The 24,141-nt window shown below is 46.7% G+C and carries 17 protein-coding genes; all 17 read right to left on the bottom strand.

The window, feature by feature from the left end:
- Positions 1 to 23: 23 nt before the first annotated feature.
- A complete protein-coding gene (locus NSQ55_RS10395) occupies positions 24 to 806 on the bottom strand; it encodes an ABC-2 family transporter protein (RefSeq protein WP_036689373.1) in 783 nt (260 codons plus the stop codon).
- Entirely contained in the window at positions 803 to 1,624 is an 822-nt protein-coding gene (locus NSQ55_RS10390) for an ABC-2 family transporter protein (protein WP_339173024.1), read from the bottom strand. The genes NSQ55_RS10395 and NSQ55_RS10390 overlap by 4 nt, the downstream gene beginning before the upstream one ends.
- A gap of 49 nt (positions 1,625 to 1,673) precedes the next feature.
- Complete coding sequence (locus NSQ55_RS10385; protein WP_339173021.1) at positions 1,674 to 2,846, bottom strand: serine hydrolase domain-containing protein; 1,173 nt, start codon at positions 2,844 to 2,846, stop codon at positions 1,674 to 1,676.
- A 143-nt stretch (positions 2,847 to 2,989) separates the two neighbouring features.
- Positions 2,990 to 3,388, bottom strand: a complete 399-nt coding sequence (locus tag NSQ55_RS10380) for a hypothetical protein (protein WP_339173019.1) — start codon at positions 3,386 to 3,388, stop codon at positions 2,990 to 2,992.
- A 167-nt stretch (positions 3,389 to 3,555) separates the two neighbouring features.
- Entirely contained in the window at positions 3,556 to 5,112 is a 1,557-nt protein-coding gene (locus tag NSQ55_RS10375; protein WP_339173017.1) for an extracellular solute-binding protein, read from the bottom strand.
- 57 nt (positions 5,113 to 5,169) lie between these two features.
- The gene (locus NSQ55_RS10370) at positions 5,170 to 7,464 is read right to left on the bottom strand and encodes a DUF4962 domain-containing protein (protein ID WP_339173015.1); all 2,295 of its coding nucleotides are present in this window, start codon (positions 7,462 to 7,464) and stop codon (positions 5,170 to 5,172) included.
- A gap of 2 nt (positions 7,465 to 7,466) precedes the next feature.
- Positions 7,467 to 9,545 (bottom strand): heparinase II/III family protein, encoded by a 2,079-nt coding sequence (locus NSQ55_RS10365; RefSeq protein WP_339173012.1) that lies wholly within the window; start codon positions 9,543 to 9,545, stop codon positions 7,467 to 7,469.
- On the bottom strand, positions 9,542 to 10,303 hold the full coding sequence (locus tag NSQ55_RS10360) for a glucose 1-dehydrogenase (protein WP_076304810.1): 762 nt from the start codon (positions 10,301 to 10,303) through the stop codon (positions 9,542 to 9,544). The genes NSQ55_RS10365 and NSQ55_RS10360 overlap by 4 nt, the downstream gene beginning before the upstream one ends.
- Positions 10,304 to 10,350: 47 nt before the next feature.
- Positions 10,351 to 12,147, bottom strand: a complete 1,797-nt coding sequence (locus NSQ55_RS10355) for a histidine kinase (protein WP_339173010.1) — start codon at positions 12,145 to 12,147, stop codon at positions 10,351 to 10,353.
- Positions 12,147 to 13,178, bottom strand: a complete 1,032-nt coding sequence (locus tag NSQ55_RS10350; RefSeq protein ID WP_076186675.1) for a response regulator — start codon at positions 13,176 to 13,178, stop codon at positions 12,147 to 12,149. Before NSQ55_RS10350 ends, NSQ55_RS10355 begins: the two co-directional genes overlap by 1 nt.
- Before the next feature lie 64 nt (positions 13,179 to 13,242).
- A complete protein-coding gene (locus tag NSQ55_RS10345) occupies positions 13,243 to 14,127 on the bottom strand; it encodes a carbohydrate ABC transporter permease (protein WP_139329962.1) in 885 nt (294 codons plus the stop codon).
- A 21-nt stretch (positions 14,128 to 14,148) separates the two neighbouring features.
- Entirely contained in the window at positions 14,149 to 15,105 is a 957-nt protein-coding gene (locus tag NSQ55_RS10340; protein WP_076130130.1) for an ABC transporter permease subunit, read from the bottom strand.
- Positions 15,095 to 15,301, bottom strand: a complete 207-nt coding sequence (locus tag NSQ55_RS10335) for a tautomerase family protein (RefSeq protein ID WP_076130129.1) — start codon at positions 15,299 to 15,301, stop codon at positions 15,095 to 15,097. The genes NSQ55_RS10340 and NSQ55_RS10335 overlap by 11 nt, the downstream gene beginning before the upstream one ends.
- Before the next feature lie 103 nt (positions 15,302 to 15,404).
- Positions 15,405 to 19,658 (bottom strand): alpha/beta hydrolase fold domain-containing protein, encoded by a 4,254-nt coding sequence (locus NSQ55_RS10330; protein ID WP_339173005.1) that lies wholly within the window; start codon positions 19,656 to 19,658, stop codon positions 15,405 to 15,407.
- Between the two features lie 74 nt (positions 19,659 to 19,732).
- Positions 19,733 to 21,286, bottom strand: a complete 1,554-nt coding sequence (locus tag NSQ55_RS10325; protein WP_339173002.1) for an extracellular solute-binding protein — start codon at positions 21,284 to 21,286, stop codon at positions 19,733 to 19,735.
- A gap of 16 nt (positions 21,287 to 21,302) precedes the next feature.
- Complete coding sequence (locus NSQ55_RS10320) at positions 21,303 to 22,367, bottom strand: GDSL-type esterase/lipase family protein (RefSeq protein ID WP_339173000.1); 1,065 nt, start codon at positions 22,365 to 22,367, stop codon at positions 21,303 to 21,305.
- Positions 22,368 to 22,589: 222 nt separating this feature from the next.
- Complete coding sequence (locus NSQ55_RS10315) at positions 22,590 to 23,999, bottom strand: extracellular solute-binding protein (RefSeq protein ID WP_339172998.1); 1,410 nt, start codon at positions 23,997 to 23,999, stop codon at positions 22,590 to 22,592.
- Between the last annotated feature and the right edge of the window lie 142 nt (positions 24,000 to 24,141).

Here is a 24,141-nt window from a genome sequence, read left to right as displayed (position 1 = left end):
CTTCTTAGAGCTAAACTAATCTTTTATCCTCCGGCGCTTTTGTAACTGCGAAGCATGTATGTATAGAGCCAAATTCCGAAGGCAGCAAATAACACACAAGGGATAATCGCTATAAAAAAATAGGGTTCCCATCGGCCAATCAGTGTAGATGCTGGAAAGTAAGCAATCATGGAAACCGGAAACAGAAAAGAACTCACGGCTACGACTGCTTTAGGAAAAATCGTCCCTGGATAACGTCCAAAAGACTTAATGCTCTCAAACATCTCCGGCAAGCGGGAATTCGCTACCCATTTGAAGGAAATCGCTGCCACAATAAGCGCCACGCCGAACATAACAAGCAGCCCTGCGCCAAACAACAACAGGAACAATAACCAAGAGCCGATGGTCATCCCATCGATTCCGCTAAGTGCGTATACGAACATGATTACTCCTCCACCTAAAAGCCCGATACTTTCGAACTCAAAAGATCTGGCCAACAGCAGAAAAAGGCTCGAGGTCGGTTTAATTAATACCACTTCCAAAGTCCCTTCTACAACATGAGACATCGTATTCCACATAATTCCGTTAAAAAAAATCCCGGCACAAGCCGTAGACAGAATAAAAACGGATTGAATCAACAGCGCCTCTTTAAAGGTCCAACCTGCAAATGAAGCATTCGAATTATAAATGAATACCGTTACTAGAGGAAACAGCACATTCCCTATGAGCATGATAAGACTATTAAGAATAAAATTAACACGATAAGTGATAGCAGAAGCAATATTCGCCTTCATGCAGGTTTTATATATTTGATACATACGTTTCATGCGCCCACCCCCGTAAAATGCTTAAGCGACACCGCATACAGCACCCGGCAGATAACTCCGGCAATAATTACCGCTATGAGCTGCAGCAATAACACTTGAGGAATAGGTAAGGTTATATCCGCTAAAGTATAGCTACCTGTATAGACCATTGCGGGAAGAAAGGCCGTGTATTGAAAGGGTAAGAAAAAGGACGCCATTTGTAAGGATTTTGGGAAAAATACTAATGGAATCAGCGATCCTGAAAATATCCCTTCGCAAAGATTAAAAAAATTACGAATACTAGAGGATTGCTCCATCCAAAAGGCGACCATTCCAATACTATAATGAATGAAAAAATTCATCATAAACGCCATAGCTATCGAAAGAATCGCGTATAGTAAATTTGCGGGTAAGACATCAATATGAAAAATAAAGAAAAAGATCATAAAGCAGGGTAAAAATTCAAATAAAAGCCCAAGTACCCTATGCCCTGCCTTCTGAGACAAAGCAAAGAACATATGATTTAGCGGTCTTAACGAAAACGTAATGAATTTCCCGGTACGAATAAGCATTTGTAAATTCCAATCGGCAAAATCCATCGTCAAATAGTTGATCAACATCGTAGCACAAAAATAGGAAAGCATTTGGGAGAGAGACATCCCGTTGATGTAAGATTCCCCGCTATAAACAGCACTCCATATATAATACTGCACTAAAAAGTACACTGGGCCAACAAAAATAGAAACCATCGAATGCGTCCTGTACGCACTCCATTCCTTATAAGTAACAAAAGCAACCGCCCTCATAATGCGAAAGCGGTGCTTTATCATCTCAAACATAAGTCACATCCTGCCTATCTATAGATATCACATAAAAAAAGTCTTTTTCTTATTCGAGTCCGGACCAGATCACATTGTGGGTGCCAAATACCGCTCTACCGTCCCATACCCCTTTGTGAAAAGGAAGATACCAAACGGCAATCAGCTTTTCAACCGGGTCAACGAATAAGGCACAGGCCCCAGCCCCTTCGTGAAAAAAAGTGCCTTCAGAGTAAGAAGTACTCACATTATAGCGAAGGTCTGGTCCCAGTCCGTATGGTCGATCCGCTCCTGCATCTCCCCATGCGTAGTTTGGAATTTTCTCAGAATTAAACCGCTTGGTCATTCTTTGTACAGCCATTCGGCTTAAGATATGACTCCCTTCGTATTGCCCTTGATTAAGCAGCATAATTCCGAACTTTTGCAGATCAGCAACTGTGGAATATAACCCACCACCAGTTTCCGGAACGTTGATTTCTTCCTCAGACCTTTGTCCCGCATCCGTAATTTCCCCGTTTTGCAGCTTCTGAAGATATTCCTTAGCCCTTTCCGAACGAATGGCGATCCTACCAGCTTTTTCTGCTGGTATATCAAAGAAGGTATCTTTCATGCCTAACGGTTTTACAATGTGGTCCATTATGTATTTTTCTGCAAAAACACCCGTTATTTTCTCGATAATTGCACCCAAGATCGCGTATCCAAACGATGAATACATCCATTGAGTCCCTACCGGAAAATGAATCCCTTTAGATAGACCGGCTTTAATCCAGTTTTCTTTTCCAAGCTCTGATTCAAAAATATACCACCATGCACTTTTATAGTAAGTATCACTTATAGTGCCAGGATCAGGAGCGATGCCAGAGGTATGAGTCAGTAAATGTGCAATGGTAATCGGCTTAAAAGGGTCGGCATCAAACTCTGGAAGAATAGAACTCACAGGCTGCCCCATAAAAATCTTACCATTATCCGCAAGCTGCCAAATCGCTGTCGCCGTAAACAGCTTCGTAATTGAAGCAACACGAAAAATTGTATCCGTTTTCATTTCCTGGGTGCTTTCTTCTTCGTAACTGAAACGTCCTCCGGCAGCACTAGCAAAGATTTTCCCGTAACGACTTAGAGAATAAATATAACCATCGACTACTTTTTTATCACAGAGATCCTCATAAAAATGATTAACTACCTCTAAACGGTCCTCCCTGTAATTCACTTCGTTCAGCTTGCTAAGCTCTGTGGATGATAACATTATTCGCACTCCCCCTTATTATTCAATAAAATACATGATGCATAAATATCTTGCAATAAAACCCAAATAATTGAAAGGGTGATTTTACATATAACTATTTTATACTGCTCCAATAATTCTGTAACAGTAATGCTGTAATCTCGTTAACGGTTTGTCGTTAGAGATTTAACTAGTGCCATTCCACTAACCAGACCAAATACTATTCCATCATGTATGGTTGCGAATTTGTAGATCTCCATATTCGAAATGTTAAAATACATTACTAAAGTTGGATACATAAGCAGAAGAAAACTTGGAAGAAACACAATAAACAACAGAAGCCAATTAACAACAAAAGCTTTAGGTAATCCTTCTAATAATGCCAGATAGATTCCATAGACAAACGGGACAATAGCCGTGATCCATACAGTATTTTCTAATTGATAGTTCTTTTGTGCCTCTTCAGTGTAATGACTAATTAGCGAGTTTCCATAATGTAATAAGAGCGCCCCCACTATGATCCAGACAAGATAATATAAAAGTTTTGAATTCCGCATCTTCATGAAATCACTCCATTTCTTTTTATATAGTTCATTAGAATTAGAATGTCTCCATTTAACTTACCATATAATCCATACTTTGGATATTACATTAAAGTAAACTGGCCCTAACTAAAAAGGCTACCTCTCGGCAGCCCTTAATTGAATTCCAACTCCCCTGAAGGATAAGTTTATCTGCGAGGCATGGTGACGCCAGCTTTGTTATTATATTTTTCCGTAGCTTCCTTGATGACATCGTTGCCGCCCTTAGAAAGCCACTCTTCCACAACCTTCGGCCAGTCGCTGATAGGTTCCTTGCCATATACCATCTTTACCATGTGCGTCAGCAGTACCGGAGGAGCCGTGTCCGAGTTAGGTGCAATGTCTGGATTCTTCACCAAGGCATCTAGCCGCGGATCGAACTGAATTCCGTCACGGCCTTCGTTAGCCAGAATAGTATCGTATACATTGATCAAGCTTCTGCCTTCTTCTGTCATGTTAAGGACACCCTTATTATAAGTAGTATCCTGCACCATCCAGAGGAATGACTGGCGGTAGCGCTCCTCATCTATAGCGGCGGAATCCGCAGGAGAAGTGTATACGATTTTGCCGTTCTCTTCCTTATAGGTTTCGTCCTTAATCCCAAAGGTAAAGAAGGTTTCTGCCTCTTCGCTCAGCATCCAGTCAAAAAATTTCACGATATCCGTAGCATTCTTCGTACCTTCCTTTATAAAGTAGGTGCGCGTGGCGGAGCCGTACAAGTAGGAGCCTCCTTTTCCATCAGGTCCCACTGGCGAAGGAATAATCTCCAGCTTGGCGGATGGCGTCGTAGCCTTCAGTTGCTGCTCCCACTGCAGAAGCTCGTTGGCATTCATCGTCCACATGCCCGCTTTGCCTGAGAGAATCGCATTTTTGTAGTTGGTCGGGTTAATGGTGGCAAATTCCTTGTTGATCAAACCCTCTGTATACATGGTGTTGTAGGTTTGTAACGCCTTCATCATATTTTCGCTATCCATAAACTTCGGCTGAACCTGGCCGTTTACTTCCTCGAACATAGTCAGATACGGAAAAACATCATAAGCGCCAAAGAAAGCATCCGCATATTTGAAGTCTTGACGGCCCATGTACGGGTTCTCTATCCCCAGCTTTTTGAAGGCACGCAACACAGTCAAGTACTCATCGACCGTTTTTGGAACCTGCAAGCCGGTTTGATCCAGCAGGTCCTTGCGAATCCAAGTCGCCCGGCGGGAGGGATTGGATAGAAACTCCGGTATTGCATAAATTTTTCCTTGATAGGTGACGTTCTCCCAAGCTTCCTTTGGGATTACTTTCAAAAGGTTCTGGCCGTTTTGCTGCAGCAGATCATCCAAGGGCATGAACACACCAGCTTCAACAGAACCAGCCATCTCCTTGCCATTTACGCCGCCCGAACCTTGAACGACATCCGGTATATCATTAGTAGCGAACATCTGCACCATTTTCTGCTCGAACTCTTTATGAGGAACCAACACAATATCCAAGTCTGTGTTTGTCATCTCCTCCAGCTTTTTCACCCATTTGTCCTTATTCAAGTCGGGTGATTTCTCAACATAGTTAAAAGCCAGCGTCCGCATCGAGATCGAGAATTCAGTTTTCTGCGGCGTATTTGATGCGCCTCCGGCAGTCTCTTCTTTGTCCTTGTTCGAGCAACCTGCAATAACGGTAGCAACCATTACGATAGCCAGACAGATGCCAATCCATTTTTTCATAATATAACCCTCTCCTTGTACAATGGGGTGTATACGTAAAATGAAGATATCTTAAGACTAATAAGCTTTTGGGATCTCAACCCGGTGGGTAATCCCCTGATTCGTAAAGTAGACATGAACCCCATGGTCCTGATCGTCCATAAAGTACGATACGTAATCCCGGCTTCCTGCTTTTTGGGGAATCAGAAGAGTGACGATCCGATGGCTTACGGCCTCTTGAGTAGAGGCAGTCAAATGCCAATGCTCGGGCAGCCCTTCCCATTCTTTCGGATCTACATCTGTAAATTGATTGCTTTGACTGAGTGTCATTTCTCCCGAGGAACTATAGACAAATCTGCCCTCCAACTGAGCTTTTTTACCATGTACTTTAAAAGATTGATCCTTCAGCTTCATGGGATACAGCGTATGAAACAGCCATTCCAATTTTCCCGGACGTTCCAGCTCGACACTGTCTGTGATAACGAAGTAAGCGCTATCAAAGAAAAATATTTCCCGCACATACCGCTTGATATAGGGCACATTCTCGCGGTAGGCTTCGGTGGCATCCATTTGCGTGTAGTTGATTCCGGGCGTACTATACGCCTTCAACACCTTGCCGTAGGCTGCCATGTTCTTCGACTTGTCCGTGCCAGCATATTGGCCTTTGCCGTCAATAAGAATTGCGTTCTTGGAGCGGGTCTGCCTGCGCCACTGCATATGCATCGTACTGTTGAATGCAACGTAATAGCCGCTTTCAATAGCCAAGGGCTCGCCGAAGGCATGCAGCAGGAAGGCGTTTTGATCCCCATGGCTATGGCTCACAGAGCCGTAACGGCTGCTCTTGGTCAACAGCATGATATGTTCCTGCGGATCCTCCATCCGATGATGCATGGCCACCCATCCCACATCCTGAAACCACTTCAGAGGTTCTGCAGCCACCGGTGGCTCTGAAGAAATCTGCGGATAATCTGTGCGATAAACCATCTCATCGAACCGGAAATCCCACCAGCCGTAGTTATAGAAGATCATCTGGGTGTCAGGGTTCAGTTCCTTAGTTTGCTCAAAATACCATTGGTACTGGCCATTCCCGGTTAAACCGGCGAATTGGCGGATATTGAAGCCCGTTTTGAGATTGACCGGATCTCCCAGTGACGATTGATCGCCGAAGCTGGCCCTCATGGTATCCGGACTGAAGCAATAGAGCGGAAAGTCACCTGTTTTGCGAAAGAAAGGACGGTCATAGAAATTGATTGCCATGTATTTGCGAATTAGATTGAGCGCCTCCGTAACGAATGCCATCTGAGTGGTCCAATACATCGGACCTTCTGCCCACCCGCCATCTTTGCCACCCCATGGGGTATACATGGCGGAGAAGTACTCCAGCGTATAATCAAGCCATTCCTGCGCCTTCTCCTCCTCACCCAACATGGAAATACAACAGGGTACGAGTACAGAGGATAAAGAGCGGATCGCATGGCTGTCATAAGGAACTTGATGGATGCGGGAGCGTTCGATGACATGGAATGCGATCTGCCCGGTTCTTCGCAGTAGCGCCTGCCTTACCTTAAGGCGTTCTTCTTCCGTCAGAGAGCCGTGAAGCCAATCATAGCCCCATGCCAACGCTCCGGCTATGCGAAAGGAACATTCATCGTTGTAATCCCGGCTGGTGGTACCATCTGTGTTCCAGCTTGCAGCATGAAGCAGCCACTCTTTAGCTTTGGCGATAAGCGCCTCGTCCTCCAACACAACTCCAGCTATAGCAAGATGCCGGATAGCATAGAAGACTTCCTGGCAGTCCATATACATCTGCCGCCAAAGTGTGGCGACACGCTTATTATCTGGATACGGTGCAGGCTCGGGAATAAGCTCGCGCTTTGTCCAAGGTAGAACGGAATGCTTCAGGAAGTCTTCCCAGCCAGTTGAAATCGGGTCTTGGCGGACAACTTCCCGGTAAGACGGAAGTTGCTCCGATTGAAGCCAAAGCCGCGGATGGTTGGCGGAAGCAGCTGAATATCGTTCTGTACGGGAAGGCAGTGGCGTTAGCGGCAATTCATCCTCCACCACAAAAGCTCTTACTTTACTCCACTCGGAACGGATATCATTCTCCCCGATAAGACTGTATCGCCAATAATACGAGCCGGGCGCCAACGGCTTATCCGGGGTAAACAAATTATAGGGAATTCTACTGTAGGTCAACGTATCTTCAGACTCAAATTCAGTTTTTGAGGAGATCTGCAGCTCATACATGCTCTCTTCCAGACAAGCAGGCATCCAAGTAAACCGCGGAGGATTCTCTCCAACATCTATATGTTCATCTGGCCCATACGACAGGTCGAGTACGCCGCTGGTAGGTTGAAATAAAGGTTCTAACATCTCTACTCCTCCGTATTCCGGGACTTTTCCTGAATCAGTCCCGCTTTAGGGTCAAGGCAATACACCACTGCTTGCCCAGTTGTTGCTATTTGGATTTGGGGCGGTTCGCCCACCTGACTGACTAGCTTCAGTACAGCAGGTTCGTGACCGTCCCGATAAACCGTAATAAAATCAACCGACGGGCCTTTGTGCCGAAGCATAATGCCTCGTAGCAATCTACTCGGGTCTTCGGCATTACCCGGTGTGCGGATTTCATACATAGTGGAGCCGGGCGCCAGTAGAGTACTCGTAGATAGTTCATACTCCCGGCAGGTGCTCTCTCCATCATAACGGATATTCCACTCCGTATTTAACGGACAGTCCGTCTCATTTTTCATTGCGGACAGTACTTCTACTGAGCCATAACCCGCTTCCAGTCCAAGGACTGCCGGAGAATCCTTCTGGACACGGTGAGGGTCGAACGGTAACAGCAAATGTCCCGTCGGATGAAACCATAAGTCTACTTCCTGACTCCGCTCCGTTACTTGCTCAACATGAAACCAATCCAGCAGCCAACCGTCGGCCAATACAAGATGCCGCTCTAGAACAGCTCCTTCATAGGCGCCGTCTGAACGAATCCATAAGTACGTAGCGTTGCCTTCCTGGCGAAATTGACAGCAGCTTCCGGTATGTGGAGCTTGGGAACGACCTCCGATGGTGACCGTGTTATGGCTCGCAGTTTCGGAATACCATTCCTTGCGCAAAACAGATCCATAAGGAACCATACCCAGCTCGGGAGCAACCTCGCCCCATCGGTGCATAATCGTGATATGAAGCTTGTCGAAATGTCCATGTGATCCGCCATGCTCTCCGAAATCCGCCAGCACGGACAGCGGATTGCCCGGGTGGCGGAGCACGGCGAATCCGGAATCCGGCAGTAGGACAGAGTCTCTCACCCTGTAACTGGTCTGAAGTTCCTTACTCTCACCTGCTAGATACAGCACTACCTCCAGACCAGTCCTTAATTCCTGCCCGTATAGATATCTATAAGCATTCGCCAGTATTGGCTGGAGACTCGGGTCTTTGTAAACCGCAATACCTATTTCAAATACTTCAGCAATTTCTCGGGCGAAAGGAACGCGCGCATAAGGACCATCATGCACGGCTGGAAGCTCCCCGTTATCGCCGCTAAGCTCTGCCAGCAACTGAAACATGCCACGGATGGATTGTCCCTGTTCTCCTTTGGCAGCATAGAGGTCAACCCCGAAGCGCCCGTACATCTCGGCTGCTATGAGATAAGCCCGCAATACAAAAATATGGTAGTACGTGCTGCCTTCAAATTCAAAGCCATCTGGCTTCACGCCAATGGACAGATGATGATAGAATCCGCCTTCTCCCTCCAGCAAAGAAGCAAGCTTTTCTCTGGTACCTTTGGCGGCATATACACAAGCCAGGCTAGCATTCAGCCATGCGGTATAATTGTTCTCTGCATTCTTCTTCTCGTAAATGAGGATGTGGCGGTATTGCTCCATACTCTCCTCCAGCATCGTGAAGAACACTTGCAGCTTTACCTCTTCCTCCCCAGTGAACGTTACTCCATGATCCACAAGCAGCAGATAGGCCCGAATAAGCGTAGTGGACCAGATAGCCTCTGTCAGCGCCTGATGAAAGGCACGGCCACTAAGCATCCAGGGTTGAGCATCGGGATGAACCGGATACAAAGGAAACTGCTCCGCATAACCGACAAGAATCTTCCGGGCTAAGCTGCTGTAGAATTCTTCTCCGTCTGCGGCGAATACCACGGCAGCTTGCAGGGCGTATCGCGCCATTGCCTGATGCCGGTATACCAGCCATGCTCCCCGGTAGGGCTCACCTTCCAGCTTGCAGCCCTTCGGGCAAGAAAAGACAACCGCATCTTGCTCCATAACATCGAAGATTAGCTCAGTATGATGCTGGGGACATACATATTGGTGCCACCAGCCACCAGGTTCTGTCGGGAGCAGAATCTCTTCTCTCCGGAAGGGATCCAGCTCCATTTTCAATTTATCCACCTCAAGACCAACCCAGGAAAAAGTATCTGCTTTCTCCTTAAGGTTCATCATCGCATGAACAAGCCTCCGTTAATTTCAATAATTTCGCCTGTCAGATAATCCGACAGCTCTGAAGCGAGGAAGAGTGCCACATTGCTCACATCCTGTGGAGCACCTTCCCGGCCCAGCGGAATCTTCGCAATCGTTGCCTGTCTTGCCGCATCCGCAGTAAAGGTAGCATGGAAAGCGGTCTGACCGATAAATCCAGGAGAGATAGCGTTTACATTAATCCCGTGAGGACTCAGCTCCTTGGCAAGTCCCTTGGTATAAGACCATACCGCAGCTTTGCCCGCTGCATAAATGGAAGCGCCCGGTCCGCCGCCGTCATGGGCCGCAAGGGAAGATACATTGATGATTTTACCGCTTTTCTTGGCAATCATTCCTGCGGATACGGCTTTGCAGGCAAACACGCATGATTTAAAATTAACGTCCATCACCTTGTTGTAATGCTCTTCGTTCATTTCAGTAGTGGGAACCCGATTGATCATGCCGCCTGCATTGTTGACGAGAATATCGATGGTTCCGCCGAAATGCTCCTCTATTTCCTTCACCATATTGTCCAGTTGACCAGGACTTGTTGCGTCTGCCTGAAAAGCATAAGCTTCTCCTCCGGCCTGACGGATCGCGTCCACCGTCTCCTCCGCAGAACCGAACAAATAGTTTACCGCCACTTTGGCGCCGGAAGCAGCCAAAGTCTCCAAGATTTGTCGGCCTATCCCTGCATTGGACCCTGTAACAAGCGCAATTTTACCAGTCAAATCAATTTTCATTGCCTATTTCCTCCTAATAGTAATTTTTTCTGAAAACATCTTTTTCCTCACTCCGCAGGCATGGATAAGATCAACCGGGTTCCCTCATTCTCCACGCTTTCGACACTTAATCCGTATTGTTCACCGAACACCATTTGAATTCTCCGGTGCACGTTCATGAGCCCGATTCCACCTCTATGATAGAGGGAGTCTCCTTCCGTATCCGCCAGCTGATTCAGATTCAGCCTCTCACGAAGCTTATCAAGCCGTTCGCGGGACATCCCTGCGCCGTTATCCTCTACAAGAACTAGAAAACGATCTCCCTCTTTTCTGGCGTCGATTCTAATATAGTGCTTGTCTTCAATTCCCTCGGGAAACGCATGCTGAAAAATATTTTCGATCAAGGGCTGAAGTGTAAGCCTGACCATCTTAGCCAGTAGCAGCGTCGGCGGAATCACTACGTCAATTTCGAACTCCCTGCCGATCCGGTGCTTGAGAATCGTCATGTAGCTCAGTACATGATTAAGCTCATTGGCAATCGTAATTTCCTCCAGATTAGTTTGGATGGAGTAGCGAAGCATGAATGCCATGGCCTCCACTATTTCTGTGATTTCATCCGAATCCTGAACGACCGCGTAACATTTGATAGTCTCTAATGTGTTATATAGATAGTGCGGATTAATCTGCAGCTGGAGTGCCTGGAATTCAGCTTGATGACGCTCCAGAGCCTCCTTCTGGGTGGTAAGCTCTGCTTCGTATACCCGCTCAATCATTTCGGACAGCCGGGTCACCATGAGATTGTAGCTGCGCATCAATCCCCCCAGTTCATCCTGACGGCCGTTCATCTCAAGCCTGCGCCACTTGCCTTTTTCCGTCTCCCTCATGCCCTCCTTAAGAATCAGGATGGGCTTCGTGATGGATCGTCCGAACCAGGCTGCAAGTAGCAGTGTGCCGACAAGCGTGAGAACTCCCACCACCAGCGTGGTCGTACGAATGGTAGAAATAGGCTTGCGCAGCTCACCAACGGGTATGGATACTACAAGCTGCCATTTGGAATATTCGGATTTTCTCGACACGAACAAATACTCTTTCCCGTCTACTTTTTCCACCACAGAGTCATTTGGGTGTTGAAATACGTTCTGAATGTGCTCAGCAGATAACCCAGGGTGGTTATTATTCCCTTCCGCCCGGTAAAGGAGCTTGCCGAATTCGTCCATGATAAAATAGGACCCGCCCTGTCCCAGATCAAGAGGTTCCCATATACGGGCCAGATCCTCTGCCTTGAATTCAATGGCGACTATACCTTTGGGACGATAGGAAGAGACCCCTCTGATTCGGCGGACCATCGTAATAATGTTCTTATCCCCTTCATTCATCACATTCGTGTTGAGAATGGTGATGCGGCCGCTTTCCGGCGTATGTTCGCTTAAGAAACGGTAGCGTTCCTGAGGATGAAACTGCAGGCTATGTGCCTGATAGGAGTTATCATCGCTAATGGCCTTGCCGTGTTCACCGATGACGTACATCAGATTAATCTGGGGATACAGAATAAACAAAGAACGAAACAAATACTTCTGAATGTCATTCGTATATTGATAGTAGGAGAAGCTATCCTCCGGGTCCATATCCAAGAACTCCTTGACTTGATTGTAGGACAGGATGGAATCGCTAGCCTTTTCATAATTTTGCAAATACAGATCCGTTTGATAAGACGCACTTCTGATGACTTGAGCAATGGACTTCTCAGAAGACTTATCCAGCTCAGCCGAAGCCTGAAAATAAGAGATAAATCCAACCATGGACAAGGATAGAAGAATGACGGTCAGAAAGGAGGCAAACAGCTTGTTCGACAGACTCTTTCTCATCAATCGATCCCCAGCTGGTTGCGGTACTCAGAAGGAGCCAGCCCGGTGAACTTTTTGAACGTCTTCGTAAAATGAGGATGGTCTGCATACCCGACTTCATAGGAAATATCGGTGATCCGATAGCTTGCATCGGCAAGTAATCTTTTGGCCTTCTCCATCCTGCGTTTTATGCGGTAATGTACAAAGGTCTCTCCTGTTGAGTGCTTAAACATCTGGCTGAAATAAGAGGCATTTAGCCCAAGCACTTCCGCCACTTCTTCCAGCGATACTTCCTGGGCGAGATGCTTTTCAATAAATGCTTTAGCTTCCTCTATCGGATCCTTCGCTTTACCCTTGCGCTTTCTACGAAGCTCTTCCAATATAGCTGCTGACGCTTCTGCGAAGCAGTGAAATAACTGCTCAGGTCCAGCTGCTGCGGACAAGTCTAACACGCTTTTACCGGGTGTAACTGAATTGACAAGCAGCTTCTTCACGAGTAAAGCATAGCCCTCTTCCAGAAGCTCTTTTTGCTGAATTCGGCTCATCTTACGCTGGAGGAAGTCAGTTTCCCATTCCTTCAGTACAAGGTACAGCCTTTCTTTATCCAAGGTCCAGATGGCATCATCCATACGCACGACCCATTCATCGAGCTTAGCGACAGAGACAAAACTCTCTAACTTCTCTCTATGCGCTTCCAGTTTGGCGATCACATTTTGAAGGTTCCCTTTGCTCACGGGTTTCAGGAGATATTCTTTCACTCCATAGGACACGCATTGGCGGGCGTATTCAAAATCCCCATAACCCGAGATGACAACAGTCTGAATATCCGTCTCCATCTCCGACAGCCGCCGGCACAGCTCCAGTCCGTCTACCTTGGGCATACGGATATCTGTAAAAAGAAAATCCGGCTGCTCCTCCATAATGAGCTGGATTGCCTCCTCGCCATTCTGGGCCAGCTTAATGTTATACGGATGCTCGCCGCATTGCTGGATCATGATAGAAAGTCCCTTTCGAATCATGGGCTCGTCGTCTACGATTAATACACATCTCATCCATGGATACCACCTTCCGATTCGTCTCGCTTAACGCGTTCCTATTCTACCACACTATGATAGATCAGGATTTGACGGATCCGACCATCATTCCTTTAACGAAATGGCGTTGAAGAAACGGATAAATCATGATAATCGGAATAGTAGCGACAATGATAACAGCCATTTTGATGCCCTCAGGTGAGGTGTGGGCCAAAGAGCTATAAACTGAGGAAGCCGGATCAATGCTGATATCGTCCGTCTCGAAGAGCTTCTTCAACATCACTTGCAGAGGCCATAATGACGGCTTGTTGATATAATACAGAGCGCTCATGTACGTATTCCAGTGCCCGACGGCGTAAAAAATCCCCAATGAGGCCATTACCGGTTTGGACAACGGCAGTACCATATTGACTATGATCCGCAGCTCGCCACACCCATCGATTCTGGAGGAATCTATCAGCTCCTGAGGCAGCTGCATAAAGAAGCTTCTCATCACGAAAAAGTTAAATGCGCTGATGGCCCCCGGAATCATAAGTGCCCATAAGGAGTTCATAAGCCCCAAATTTTTGATCAGGATAAAGTTTGGAATAAGAGGGGCACTGAATACCATAGTGAACAATACCATCATGACGATGTATTTACGTCCTACGAATTCCGGCCGGGACACCGGATAAGCGAGAGAAGCTGTCGCAATCAGATTAATGGCGGTGCCCAGTACCGTAATATAGACGGAGACACCGAACGCCCGCCAAATGGAATGATCGCTGAAAACGTACTGATAATTGATCGCGGTAAATTCCTTTGGCAGCAAGCCTACCCTGCCATTAATAATTGCTTCAGAGCTGCTAAAGGACTGGGCAATCACATTCAGAAACGGCAGAAACATAGCCAAAGCGAGAGCGGTCAGAAACAAAAGATTGAACACATTAAATAGATTCTGGCCGCGAGTATAGCGTACTCTCATCATCCCTACCTCCATAAAGAGCGATTAATACAGCGATTCACCGGTTGTTTTTTTGCTCAAAATGTTGCCGATGAGCACCAGAATGAGTCCAACTACCGACTTGAATAGCCCCACTGCTGTTGTATAGCTGTATTGCTGAGACAGCAGCCCCGCCTTATAGATATAAGTGTCCAGAATCTCCCCGTTCCCGGTATTAAGCGCGTTCAGGAATACCCATACCCGCTCGAAGCCAAGATCAAGAAATCTCCCGATATGGAGAAGGAACAAAATCATAATCGTCGGTATAAGAGACGGCAGTGTAATGGCTAAGGTTTGTTTCCAGCGCCCGGCTCCGTCTACTTCAGCAGCCTCATAAAGATCTGGGTTTATTCCTGCCAACGCGGCCAGATAAATGATCGTACCGTACCCGGAATCCCTCCAGATACCGGAACTGATCAAAATCGTGCGAATGTATGAATTTTCACCAAGAAAATAAATCGGTTCAAAGCCGAAAGCTTGTAAAGCCTGATTCACAATTCCTGTTCCTGGGGAGAGGATACCCAAGGCGATACCGCTGACAATTACCCAAGACAGGAAATGGGGCATATAAACCACCGTTTGCAAAAACCGTTTGTAAAACACAAGCCGAATTTCATTCAGCAGAAGCGCAAGCAATATTGGAGCCGGAAAGGCGAATATAAGATCATACAAGCCTAGCAGAATTGTATTGCTCAAGATTCTTCCGAAATCCTGGTATTGGAACATCGTCCTAAAGTGCTCGAGTCCCACCCATTCACTGCCTGTAAAGCCTTTAAAAATATTGTAGTTCTGAAACGCAATAACTGAACCAGCCAACGGCAAGTACTTGAAAATAATAAAATACAAGATCCCGGGAATCGCAATCACATAGAGTGCTCTGAATTTCCACATGTTTAAAAGCAAGGACCTTTTCGTGTCGGCTTTGTAGTTAATAAGGTCAACCCCAGTTAACTTAGCTTTCATAACCGTTTCCTATAGGTCCTGTTTTCAGCAGGTTCGCCGGAGCATTCTCATCCAGGGGAATTTCTTGAAATTCGACGGTAATAAATCGTTCCTCCCGTTCAATAATTCGGGATAACTCCCGCGTGAATACGGTGACTATCTCCTCCTTCTGCTCACTCGTTCGGCCTTCGTACATCCTAATCTCAATATGTGGCATCGGCTTTCCTCCATTTCCTTAAATAGTGAATGAATCTAACCTCATTCTACCTACAATAAAGCGCTTGCAATATGGAGTTTCTATGAGTGAGCTTGTGTTTTCTTTAGGGTATAATCGGTAACGGCCAACCCTCTACTACTACATGATCATTTTTGAAATAATTGCAACTTATACTGTCAATAAGATTCCCCTGCAGGATGATCCCTTTTCCAGCAAGAAGTCGAATACCGTTCGTATTGCCAATCAGCGAATTTTCGATCAATTGAACGTCCTGCGGGTCGCCCGCTCCGATATCATTTGCTTTGCTGTCGCCGGGATCATGCTCAAGGGATACAGCCCAATAATTCGACGCGGTATTGTTGCGAATGATATTTTCCTTAATGATAGTACCTGGCCCGTTTAAAATCTGAATGCCCTTGGCGTCCTCTATATGCGTTGTATTCTCAATCACATTTCGCTCAATGACTGTATCCGGGGTGCCCATAGTTACATTGATTCCTTCTCTTGTATTACGAATCGTATTGTCATGAATATAGTTGCGCGGTCCTGACTTACTGTGATTGCTGGGTGCTGTACCCCCGGTGTTTCCCAGCCCGATCGCCGCACCGTAGGGAATGTCAATAATCACATTGCCGTATATCTCGTTCAAATATTCGAGTTCTCCATGCAGATCGATGGCATCCAGCTTTGTATTCATAAACTGATTGTTTCGCAGGACATTGTTATGGGCAACAAATTGGATCAGCGCCCCATGCCGCAAATAAGGGCCTTCGAAATGGGAGTCCTCCACAACATTCCAAACCGTGTCGTTCTCATACCCGTTGCGATCCTGTTTGGCCATGCCTTGAATCGACACACCATAGCCAGCACCGCCCGGACCTACATCTGTCGCATTTCGGAACGTGCTGCGGCGTACGACAATATCACGGCTGTTGTCGATACGCACACCCATACGTGAATACTTCTCTACAGTAACCCCATCAACCGTGATGTTGTATGACGGAACCTCACCAAAGTTTGCGATGATAATCATGCTGTCGGGACCACCGGCGTCCGGGTTGTTCACTTTATGGTCCGTCGTGTAGACACCGTTCCAGGTAGAAGTCAATGTGAGATTAGATATGGACAGATCATGCTGTCCGGATACTTTCATCAGGGCGCTGTTTTTTACCTTATTGAGAGATGTCTTGAGGATGGTTGTTGATTGATCCTCACCGCGAAGGTTTACTCCTGACTTGAGCTTCAAATTGACAAGAGTATCCAATGTTGAGTTCAAATTATAAACCCCAGACGGCAAATAGACCTCATCGCCGGGCTCAGCACTGTTTATGGCAGCTTGTATAGCAATACCGTCATCTGTGTCGTTATCGGCGAGATCAGCATTATAGTCCAGCACGTTCAAGATGCGCCCAGTGGTTGTAGGTGAGGAATGAACCGGATGCACCGTACCCTCAGGTTCGGTTAATCCGGGAGCTTTGAATGGGATCGGTTCCCGGGGGGGATTAGGCGTGTAGTTCGGGATGCTGGCTACAGGTGTATGGCCATTTGCGAACGGCGCATAGATGTTTATCTCCGATAAACTTGTAAACGCGCTGCCATCAGAATTCCCAAGACCTACGATACGCACATATCTGGCTTCTGTGTCAGGAAAATCAAAAGGTTGCATCTCTATGGTTCTGTACATGCTTGCACCAGTCCATATGGTAGTCCAAGCCAAACCGTCATTTGAAGTTTCGATACTCAATTGAGCCGTACGCGTGTCACCTTTATAAACGGCAATACCTAAATAACTGATCTGCTTCCGTTCGCCTAAATCGTATTGGATCCACGGGCTGTTACCTGCGGCGGACCAACGGGTGAACAAGTTATTATCGATGGTATTCGTTGCGATATTGCCATCGCTGTCGCTGGCTGTCACGTTTGCAATCGCGTAAGGAATGATGGGTTCTGTAAGCGTTGACCGGGTAAAAGAAAGCGGTACGGATGTATTGCCCGACTGATCCACCGCTTCAACCTTAAAACTGTACGCCGTGCTAGGGCTAAGCCCGACGGCTGTATACGTTGCATCGGTAACATTGGATAACAGGGTGCTATCCCGGTATACGCGATAGGAGCCGATACCTTGATTATCGCTGGCGGCCGGCCAAGAAAGTTGAATGAACTCTGTACCTATATTGACAGCTTTCAGAGAACTTCCATCCGGCCAGGAAGGTTTCTCATGGTCGCTTGAAGGTGCAACCGCTTCTTGAACAACCAGCTGTGGACGGGGGTTGCTGTTGCCATTAGCTTCTTTCGAATAGACATTGAGGGAAATTCCAGTGCTTGCCGCATCACCAAGCAGAAAAGCGATATTACCGCCCGATGCGGACAATCTTTCTCTGACAAACTCGGACACATCGATGCTGTAAACCTGTGGAGCTCCTGATTTGTCTGCCGTTACGGTAAATTTCCCACTTAACGAAGCAATGGTCAGATCCGTGACAGGCGCATTGCTCCAAGTCAGCTCCGATTCAGTCCAATTTGTATCCTTTAGGCCGAATAACGAAAGTTCGAGGTCCGCATTGGATGAACCCTTTTTGGCAGCAACATTAAAAATATACCTGTTTGCAGGATTGCTATATAAAGAGACATCAAATTTAAAATACACATATTTCTTGTTCTCGGCGCCAGAAGAAATACTGAACAATCCATTGCTGCTGCCCGTCGCGCTATTGAAGTTTACAGTGGGCTTGCTGCTGTCGATGACTGCATCGTCGCTCGGTGCCAGAATGGCTAGATCGCGATATACAACCTCATCATCAGGTGTTGTTGCCGTTCGATTCTTTACATATTGATCCATAAAAGCCCAAGCCTCGGCGCTTGCTTGCTCAGCCGCTTCGCCTATAAAACCGTGACCTTGTTTAGGTACAATTTTGACATCGACCACTTTCACGCCTGCATCCTTCAATTGATTGGAGAACGTAATACTGTCCGTATATGGGATCGTCGCATCCACATCCCCATGGCGGATGAAAAAAGGCGGATCGTCCGGTGACGCATAAGTGCCAGGCATGGCCAACCTTGCCTGGTCTGGCACAGAGAACGCGTCGTTCCCGCCTAAAAGCGCTTTTACAGATTTATAGCTATTAGCGAAGTTTGTTGTAAAATCCGCTGGACCGTAGAGATCGACAACGGCTTGCACTTGATCAGAATATTGCTGCCAACCGCCATTCCCAGCCAAATCCGGAACATTTACGGTATGTCCTGTATCCAATGTGATTGTCTCGCCTGACTTAATGTTCCCAGTCGTACCGAGCAGTGAGGCCAGATGCCCCCCTGACGACGAACCCCATACACCGATCCGACTCGGGTCCAGATGGTATTCTGCCGCATGCGCGCGCAAGTAACGAATAGCAAGCTTCACATCCTGAATTTGCGCCGGGAATGGCGCTTCCGGGGTTAAGCGGTAATCCAGCGATACTCCGATATATCCTCGCTTGGTTACATAGTTGCAGATACTGGCAAGGGCTTGCTTCCGGTCTCCGTGATTCCAACCTCCGCCATGAATGTATACCATCACTGGCACGGGTGCTTGAGGCAGGATCTTGGGTACGGCAATCGAAGTATAAATCGGCCGCGTTCCAGCATTCCCAATCAGCACATCTTCATACAGCTTAACGCCTTCAGGAACCACAAACGGCTTAGGTTCAGCCGGTGTAGGGATTGGCACCGGTGTCTCTGCGGGTGGTATTCCGGGAATCGTTTGAGCTTTGAGGGCGACACTATCGATGTACATATTCGCGCTCATAAGCTCCCCCACACGAACCCGGATTTTGACGTTCGGGTTGTTGTCAGCTCCGCTGCCCAAGTTTTGGACTTTGAGTTGGTTCGGCTCACTGTTCTTTTGTTCCAGCGTTCCTGGGGGCAGCTTAAATTCCTCCAGCGTTGTCCAATTTATCCCTCCGTCACTTGACCATTCTACGATGACGCTTCCTCCGATGTAGGAGGATGCCCGTGTATAATAACTCAATTGAAGATTGCGGTACCCCGTCGAATTCACTGGCAGCGCCAATGCATCCTTGCCATCGATTTTCATCAGATTCGGTACGGACGGGGCCGTGGACGAAACCGAAGTTTTCACCATACTGTTTCCTTCGCCTTCCTGCAGCCAAGGCCCCGGAATGGCAATACCACCGGTAGATCCAAAATTGTCAGGGTCATCGAAGTTTTCCTCGTAGAGCGTAACATAGTCATCGGTTATTCCGTCTGCATAAACTTCAGTAAGCGCTTGCATTTCCAAAGGCGAATATAACAAAGCCAAAGACAACAGTACTCTAATGCCCACTCGAAAAGCTTTCCTATATAGTCCGTTTCTCAAATAAATTCCTCCTTGACATGGTATAGGTAATCACAAGCATTATGGAGTTCAAACCTCTTGTGAGATGCAGCTTATTAATGTCGGGACAAAATCACACCGTCGTTATTGTTATAACGTTCTGTTGCTTCCTTGACGACGTCACTTCCCCCCTTCTGCAGCCATTCCTCCACCACCTTCGGATAGTCGGAAATCGGCTTTTTGCCGTATACCATATTGATCACATGCGTCAATATAACTGGTGGCAATTTATCTCCACCTGGGGTGATGTCCGGGTTTTTCTGATAGCCTTTTACTTGCGGTTCAAATTGAATCCCGTCGCGTCCCTCATTCGCAAGTACTGTGTCGTAGAGCTTCATCAAATCTTTTCCTTCGGGTGTGAGACTAAGCGCACCTTTATTGTAGGTAGTATCCTGTACGAACCACAGCAGGATTTGACGGAACGTTTCTTCATCAACTTCATCAGCTGTTTTCGGTCTGTTATAGTTAATATTTCCGTTCTCTACAGTGTAGTTTTCCCCTTCAATTCCGAAGGTAAAAAACTTCTCCGCTTCGTCACTAACCATCCAGTTGAAAAACTTGACGATCCCGGCAGGGTCTTTCGCATTCTTGTTAATTAAATACGCTCGCGGCACCGTACCGACAAGACGAAGTCCCCCCTTACCGTCTGGCCCTGTGGGCGAGGCAATCAGCTTCATTTTACCAGTAGGTACCTGTTCTCTTAGCTGCTGATCCCATTGGATCAACAGGTTCGCATTCATGTTCCAGATGCCCGCCTTGCCTGCAAGAATATCGTTCTTAAATTTCGTGGGATTAATTGTGACGAATTCCTTGTTGATCAGTCCTTCGTCGAACATTGTCTTGTACGTTTGGATCGTCTTTTGCATATTTTTGATATTCATAAATTTCGGGACAATTTGATCCCCTTGTTTCATAAAGAAATTAGCAAAGGTATCGTAAGATCCGAAGAACATATCCGAATATACAAAGTCCTCCCGGCCCATATAAGGATTCTCCACACCCAGCTTCTTAAAAGCACGCATGACATTCAGGAAGTCATCTACTGTTTTAGGCTCTGGCAGCCCTGTTTGTTCCAAAAGATCCGCACGAATCCAAGTTGCCCGGCGTGACGGATTGGACAGCCATTCCGGAATCGCATAGATATTACCTTTCGCATCGGTCTCCTTCTCCCATGCCTCCTTCGGAACTTTCTTGAGAAGATCCTGCCCATACTGCTCAAGCAATTCATTTAGGGGCATGAATACTCCGGCTTCCACGGAACCTGCCAACTGAGGGTTCGTCAGCCCAGAGCTTGCTTGCACGACATCCGGAATGTCGTTGATCGCGAACATTTGAATCATTTGCGAATCAAAATTTTTCTGCTGCATCAAACGGATGTTAAGAACTGTATTTGTAAGGTCCTCCAGCTTTTTGACCCATTTGTCATCATTAATATTCGGATGATTGTCTGCATACGAAATGTCTCCGCTCCGGAACGATATGGAGAAAGCAGTGGTTTTTTCCGGACTCTCCCCTGCTTGTTCTTCTCCCCCCTTATTAGAAGAGGAACATCCATTCATAGAGACGGCTAATAATGAAACTCCCACCATGGTAAGCATCCAACGCTTCATTTCCATCAACTCCCTATTATAAAATTGGGGACACTTCAGTAGAATGACTAGAAGTTCGGAGGGGTTCGATCATGGGCCGCAACAGCTTGGCTAAATGCTCGCTCATTAGCGTGTGTCCATAATCGGAAGGATGAATCAGATCGGAGGTCAGCGAGGTAAGATCGCGCATGACTGATGCGCCATCCAGCAGATGTAGTTGTGGATGTTTATTGCTTTCACAGTAACGAAGCAGCACTTCGTTAAAAACCGCCTCTTGGACATGAAGAAGATGGCCTGTATCAAGAAAATACGTTGCACGATTCGGATAAATCGTAGTAACGAACACAGGTTTGTCAGGATGATTTTTGATAACCCGGTCCAGCATGTAAGACACTCTACGCTTGAATTCCTCGGGAGACACTACAGCACGCATATTGACACCAAGTTCCAGAAACAGAAAATTCCAATCCTCACGTTCAGCCAGATGATCGGCAACTACGTCCTCGCAATAACAAGATCCGCTAAGCGCAAGATTTAGCACATCCACACCAAGTCTGCGCGCTGTCTGCTGTAAGTAACCATTGAAATGATGCGTGGATCCCGCGCTCTGGCTGATGGAAGATCCATAGGCGAGCATCGTAAGCTTCGGTACCTCTTCCGGTCTAGGCGCACGTACTTCACAACCAAAAGCATCCACGTCGTAGAAAACAGCTCCGAAACGATCAAAATGCAAACGCCATACGTTAGAGGAAAATCCAGACTGATTCAGCCGCTTACTTGATACCTCTGTAAAACGTTCCGGCTCCTCCAAGTGCAGAGTGGTTACCGTACCCGCCTGCAGAAAATGCTGAGAATGAAAAAAATCCCCTCTGCATACCACAACGCGGCCGTTACTATCATTCGATCCGACAGTGACCCTAACATGCTTGGATTCGGTGACAAACCGCAATTCGCAGCCGTTCGATTGTATAGCTTTGGTTCTTCCTTTCTCTGACAAGCCATTGCGCACATGCTGTGGAAAACGCTGGAGATGCAATCCAGATTGATAGGGTTTATGAACCAGCTCCGAAACATTGTGAAAATAAACGCCTTCCTTTTCCATCTTTGCAGCTACACCACCTTAATAAAATCGAGTTCGCGTTAACTCATATCTGACTTCTATTGCATCATATAATAACAACAAAAGCATAGTCAACAAGTTTTTATGTTTATTATGAGTCATATATGAGTCAACTCTTGTGCAACAAACAAATACTTCAACATAACAAAAAGCACAGATTCAGAATTGAACCTGTGCCGGGATTTTCACATAAACTTTCAGTCTTCAAGAGTGCTGAGTCTCCTGAATTACCGCATTCAATATTTCCTCAAGTCTGCGGCATAACTCGTCGTTGTCCAGTAGACCTGAAACAAACATCATGATATCACGTTGAATCTCTTTCAACTGGAGGTTGCTTAAACCCAGCTCTGTAACCAGACGATAGGTAGGGAAGATCTCACGGTAAAGCTGAAAACGGGCCGGACGATACCCCACTTCCTCACCTTCCCAATCCATCACCAAACGGTTGGCTGCAATATTCAGTGTTTTGCGCCTAATGATCAGTTGCGCCTCGTGTGAGGTGAGAAAATCAACGAGTAGCATGGATGCATCCTTGTTCTGTGATTTGCTGTTAACCGCCAGTCCATTTATAATCAGCAGCGTATCAGCATTTTGCAGCCGCGGCAATGGAGCAATATCGAATGCCAAATCGGATTGACGCAATTGATTCAAGAAGTAATAGGTCGTCATTATCATGGACACTTTGCCTTGCAAGAACAAGGCTTCCGCATCCGCATCGCTCTCAGACAATACAGCTGGAAATACATCTTTCATGCCTATCAGCTTTCGGATGGTTCCTAAACTGTCGAGTAGCTTTGAGCCGCTGAACCGGTATTTCCCTTCGTCATCCTGTTCTGCCGCAAACGTTGTGCCGCTTTGAAGCAGGAACAACGGCCACCGGTTACGAGAAGGCAAATAAAAATAAAAACCGTACCAGTCTTGACCTTCTGCTACCTTTCGACCATTAGCAAACAAATCGTCCCAGGTCCAGCTACTGTCTGGTGGTGATACGCCGGCTTCCTTAAAGTGCTGTTTATTATAACAAAGCACGACTGGAGAATAAATGAAGGGGCGAACGCGATTACGGTCACCATACCGGAACGGGTCGGAAAGAAAACGATACGTGTCCGGCTGTTCCTCCATCGGCTCCAGCAGCTCCGTACAGCCTTGCTCCAAAAAATCCTGATAATTGTTATTATTCATCAGTACGACATCCATGATTTCCGACTGCAAATATTCCTTCAAAGATGTCGAGTAGTTTCCTGAAGACAACTCGAGCGGCTGAACGTCGATATGCGGATAGCGTTTACCGAACTCATTCAGTAGCTCTTGCATCTCTACAAGCTTGGGGATGGTGTTCACATATCCGAACTTGATCGTCGTTCTGCCTTCCTCTACCGGAGGAATTACCCGATTGCCAACACGCGGAATTTTCTCAATTAAGCCTTCATCCACCAGCACCTTAAGCCCGTTGCGCACAGAAGCGTTACTAAGTCCGAAGCGCACCTCTAAGTCGCTTTCTGAAGGAAGATAACTGCCGATCGCTATACTTCCCGAATGAATTTCATGTCGCAAGGTTTGAATCATTTCCTCTAGCCTGATACGGAAAAATTTTCTGCTATTCCTTTTCTGCATTGGGTTTCCTCGCCATCTTCCGATTAATCGAGCCCATAGGGACAAGTTTATATAGTATTCATCATACTGAAATCCTTTGGGAACGACAAGTATCGGAGTCTGGCCCCATATAGCGTATGTTCTGCACCCACGGTGTCATACA

Source organism: Paenibacillus sp. FSL H7-0943, assembly GCF_037963265.1.
Taxonomy (GTDB): Bacteria; Bacillota; Bacilli; order Paenibacillales; family Paenibacillaceae; genus Paenibacillus_AQ; species Paenibacillus_AQ odorifer.
Note: the sequence above shows the minus strand (reverse complement) of the source record. Positions and strands in the feature narration are given on the sequence as shown.

What these genes read in the sequence shown, in the direction of transcription:
- NSQ55_RS10395 (WP_036689373.1), bottom strand. Translation starts at nt 806, where the DNA reads ATGAAACGTATGTATCAAATATATAAAACCTGCATGAAGGCGAATATT.
- NSQ55_RS10390 (WP_339173024.1), bottom strand. Translation starts at nt 1,624, where the DNA reads ATGTTTGAGATGATAAAGCACCGCTTTCGCATTATGAGGGCGGTTGCT.
- NSQ55_RS10385 (WP_339173021.1), bottom strand. Translation starts at nt 2,846, where the DNA reads ATGTTATCATCCACAGAGCTTAGCAAGCTGAACGAAGTGAATTACAGG.
- NSQ55_RS10380 (WP_339173019.1), bottom strand. Translation starts at nt 3,388, where the DNA reads ATGAAGATGCGGAATTCAAAACTTTTATATTATCTTGTCTGGATCATA.
- NSQ55_RS10375 (WP_339173017.1), bottom strand. Translation starts at nt 5,112, where the DNA reads ATGAAAAAATGGATTGGCATCTGTCTGGCTATCGTAATGGTTGCTACC.
- NSQ55_RS10370 (WP_339173015.1), bottom strand. Translation starts at nt 7,464, where the DNA reads ATGTTAGAACCTTTATTTCAACCTACCAGCGGCGTACTCGACCTGTCG.
- NSQ55_RS10365 (WP_339173012.1), bottom strand. Translation starts at nt 9,545, where the DNA reads ATGATGAACCTTAAGGAGAAAGCAGATACTTTTTCCTGGGTTGGTCTT.
- NSQ55_RS10360 (WP_076304810.1), bottom strand. Translation starts at nt 10,303, where the DNA reads ATGAAAATTGATTTGACTGGTAAAATTGCGCTTGTTACAGGGTCCAAT.
- NSQ55_RS10355 (WP_339173010.1), bottom strand. Translation starts at nt 12,147, where the DNA reads ATGAGAAAGAGTCTGTCGAACAAGCTGTTTGCCTCCTTTCTGACCGTC.
- NSQ55_RS10350 (WP_076186675.1), bottom strand. Translation starts at nt 13,178, where the DNA reads ATGAGATGTGTATTAATCGTAGACGACGAGCCCATGATTCGAAAGGGA.
- NSQ55_RS10345 (WP_139329962.1), bottom strand. Translation starts at nt 14,127, where the DNA reads ATGATGAGAGTACGCTATACTCGCGGCCAGAATCTATTTAATGTGTTC.
- NSQ55_RS10340 (WP_076130130.1), bottom strand. Translation starts at nt 15,105, where the DNA reads ATGAAAGCTAAGTTAACTGGGGTTGACCTTATTAACTACAAAGCCGAC.
- NSQ55_RS10335 (WP_076130129.1), bottom strand. Translation starts at nt 15,301, where the DNA reads ATGCCACATATTGAGATTAGGATGTACGAAGGCCGAACGAGTGAGCAG.
- NSQ55_RS10325 (WP_339173002.1), bottom strand. Translation starts at nt 21,286, where the DNA reads ATGAAGCGTTGGATGCTTACCATGGTGGGAGTTTCATTATTAGCCGTC.
- NSQ55_RS10320 (WP_339173000.1), bottom strand. Translation starts at nt 22,367, where the DNA reads ATGGAAAAGGAAGGCGTTTATTTTCACAATGTTTCGGAGCTGGTTCAT.
- NSQ55_RS10315 (WP_339172998.1), bottom strand. Translation starts at nt 23,999, where the DNA reads ATGCAGAAAAGGAATAGCAGAAAATTTTTCCGTATCAGGCTAGAGGAA.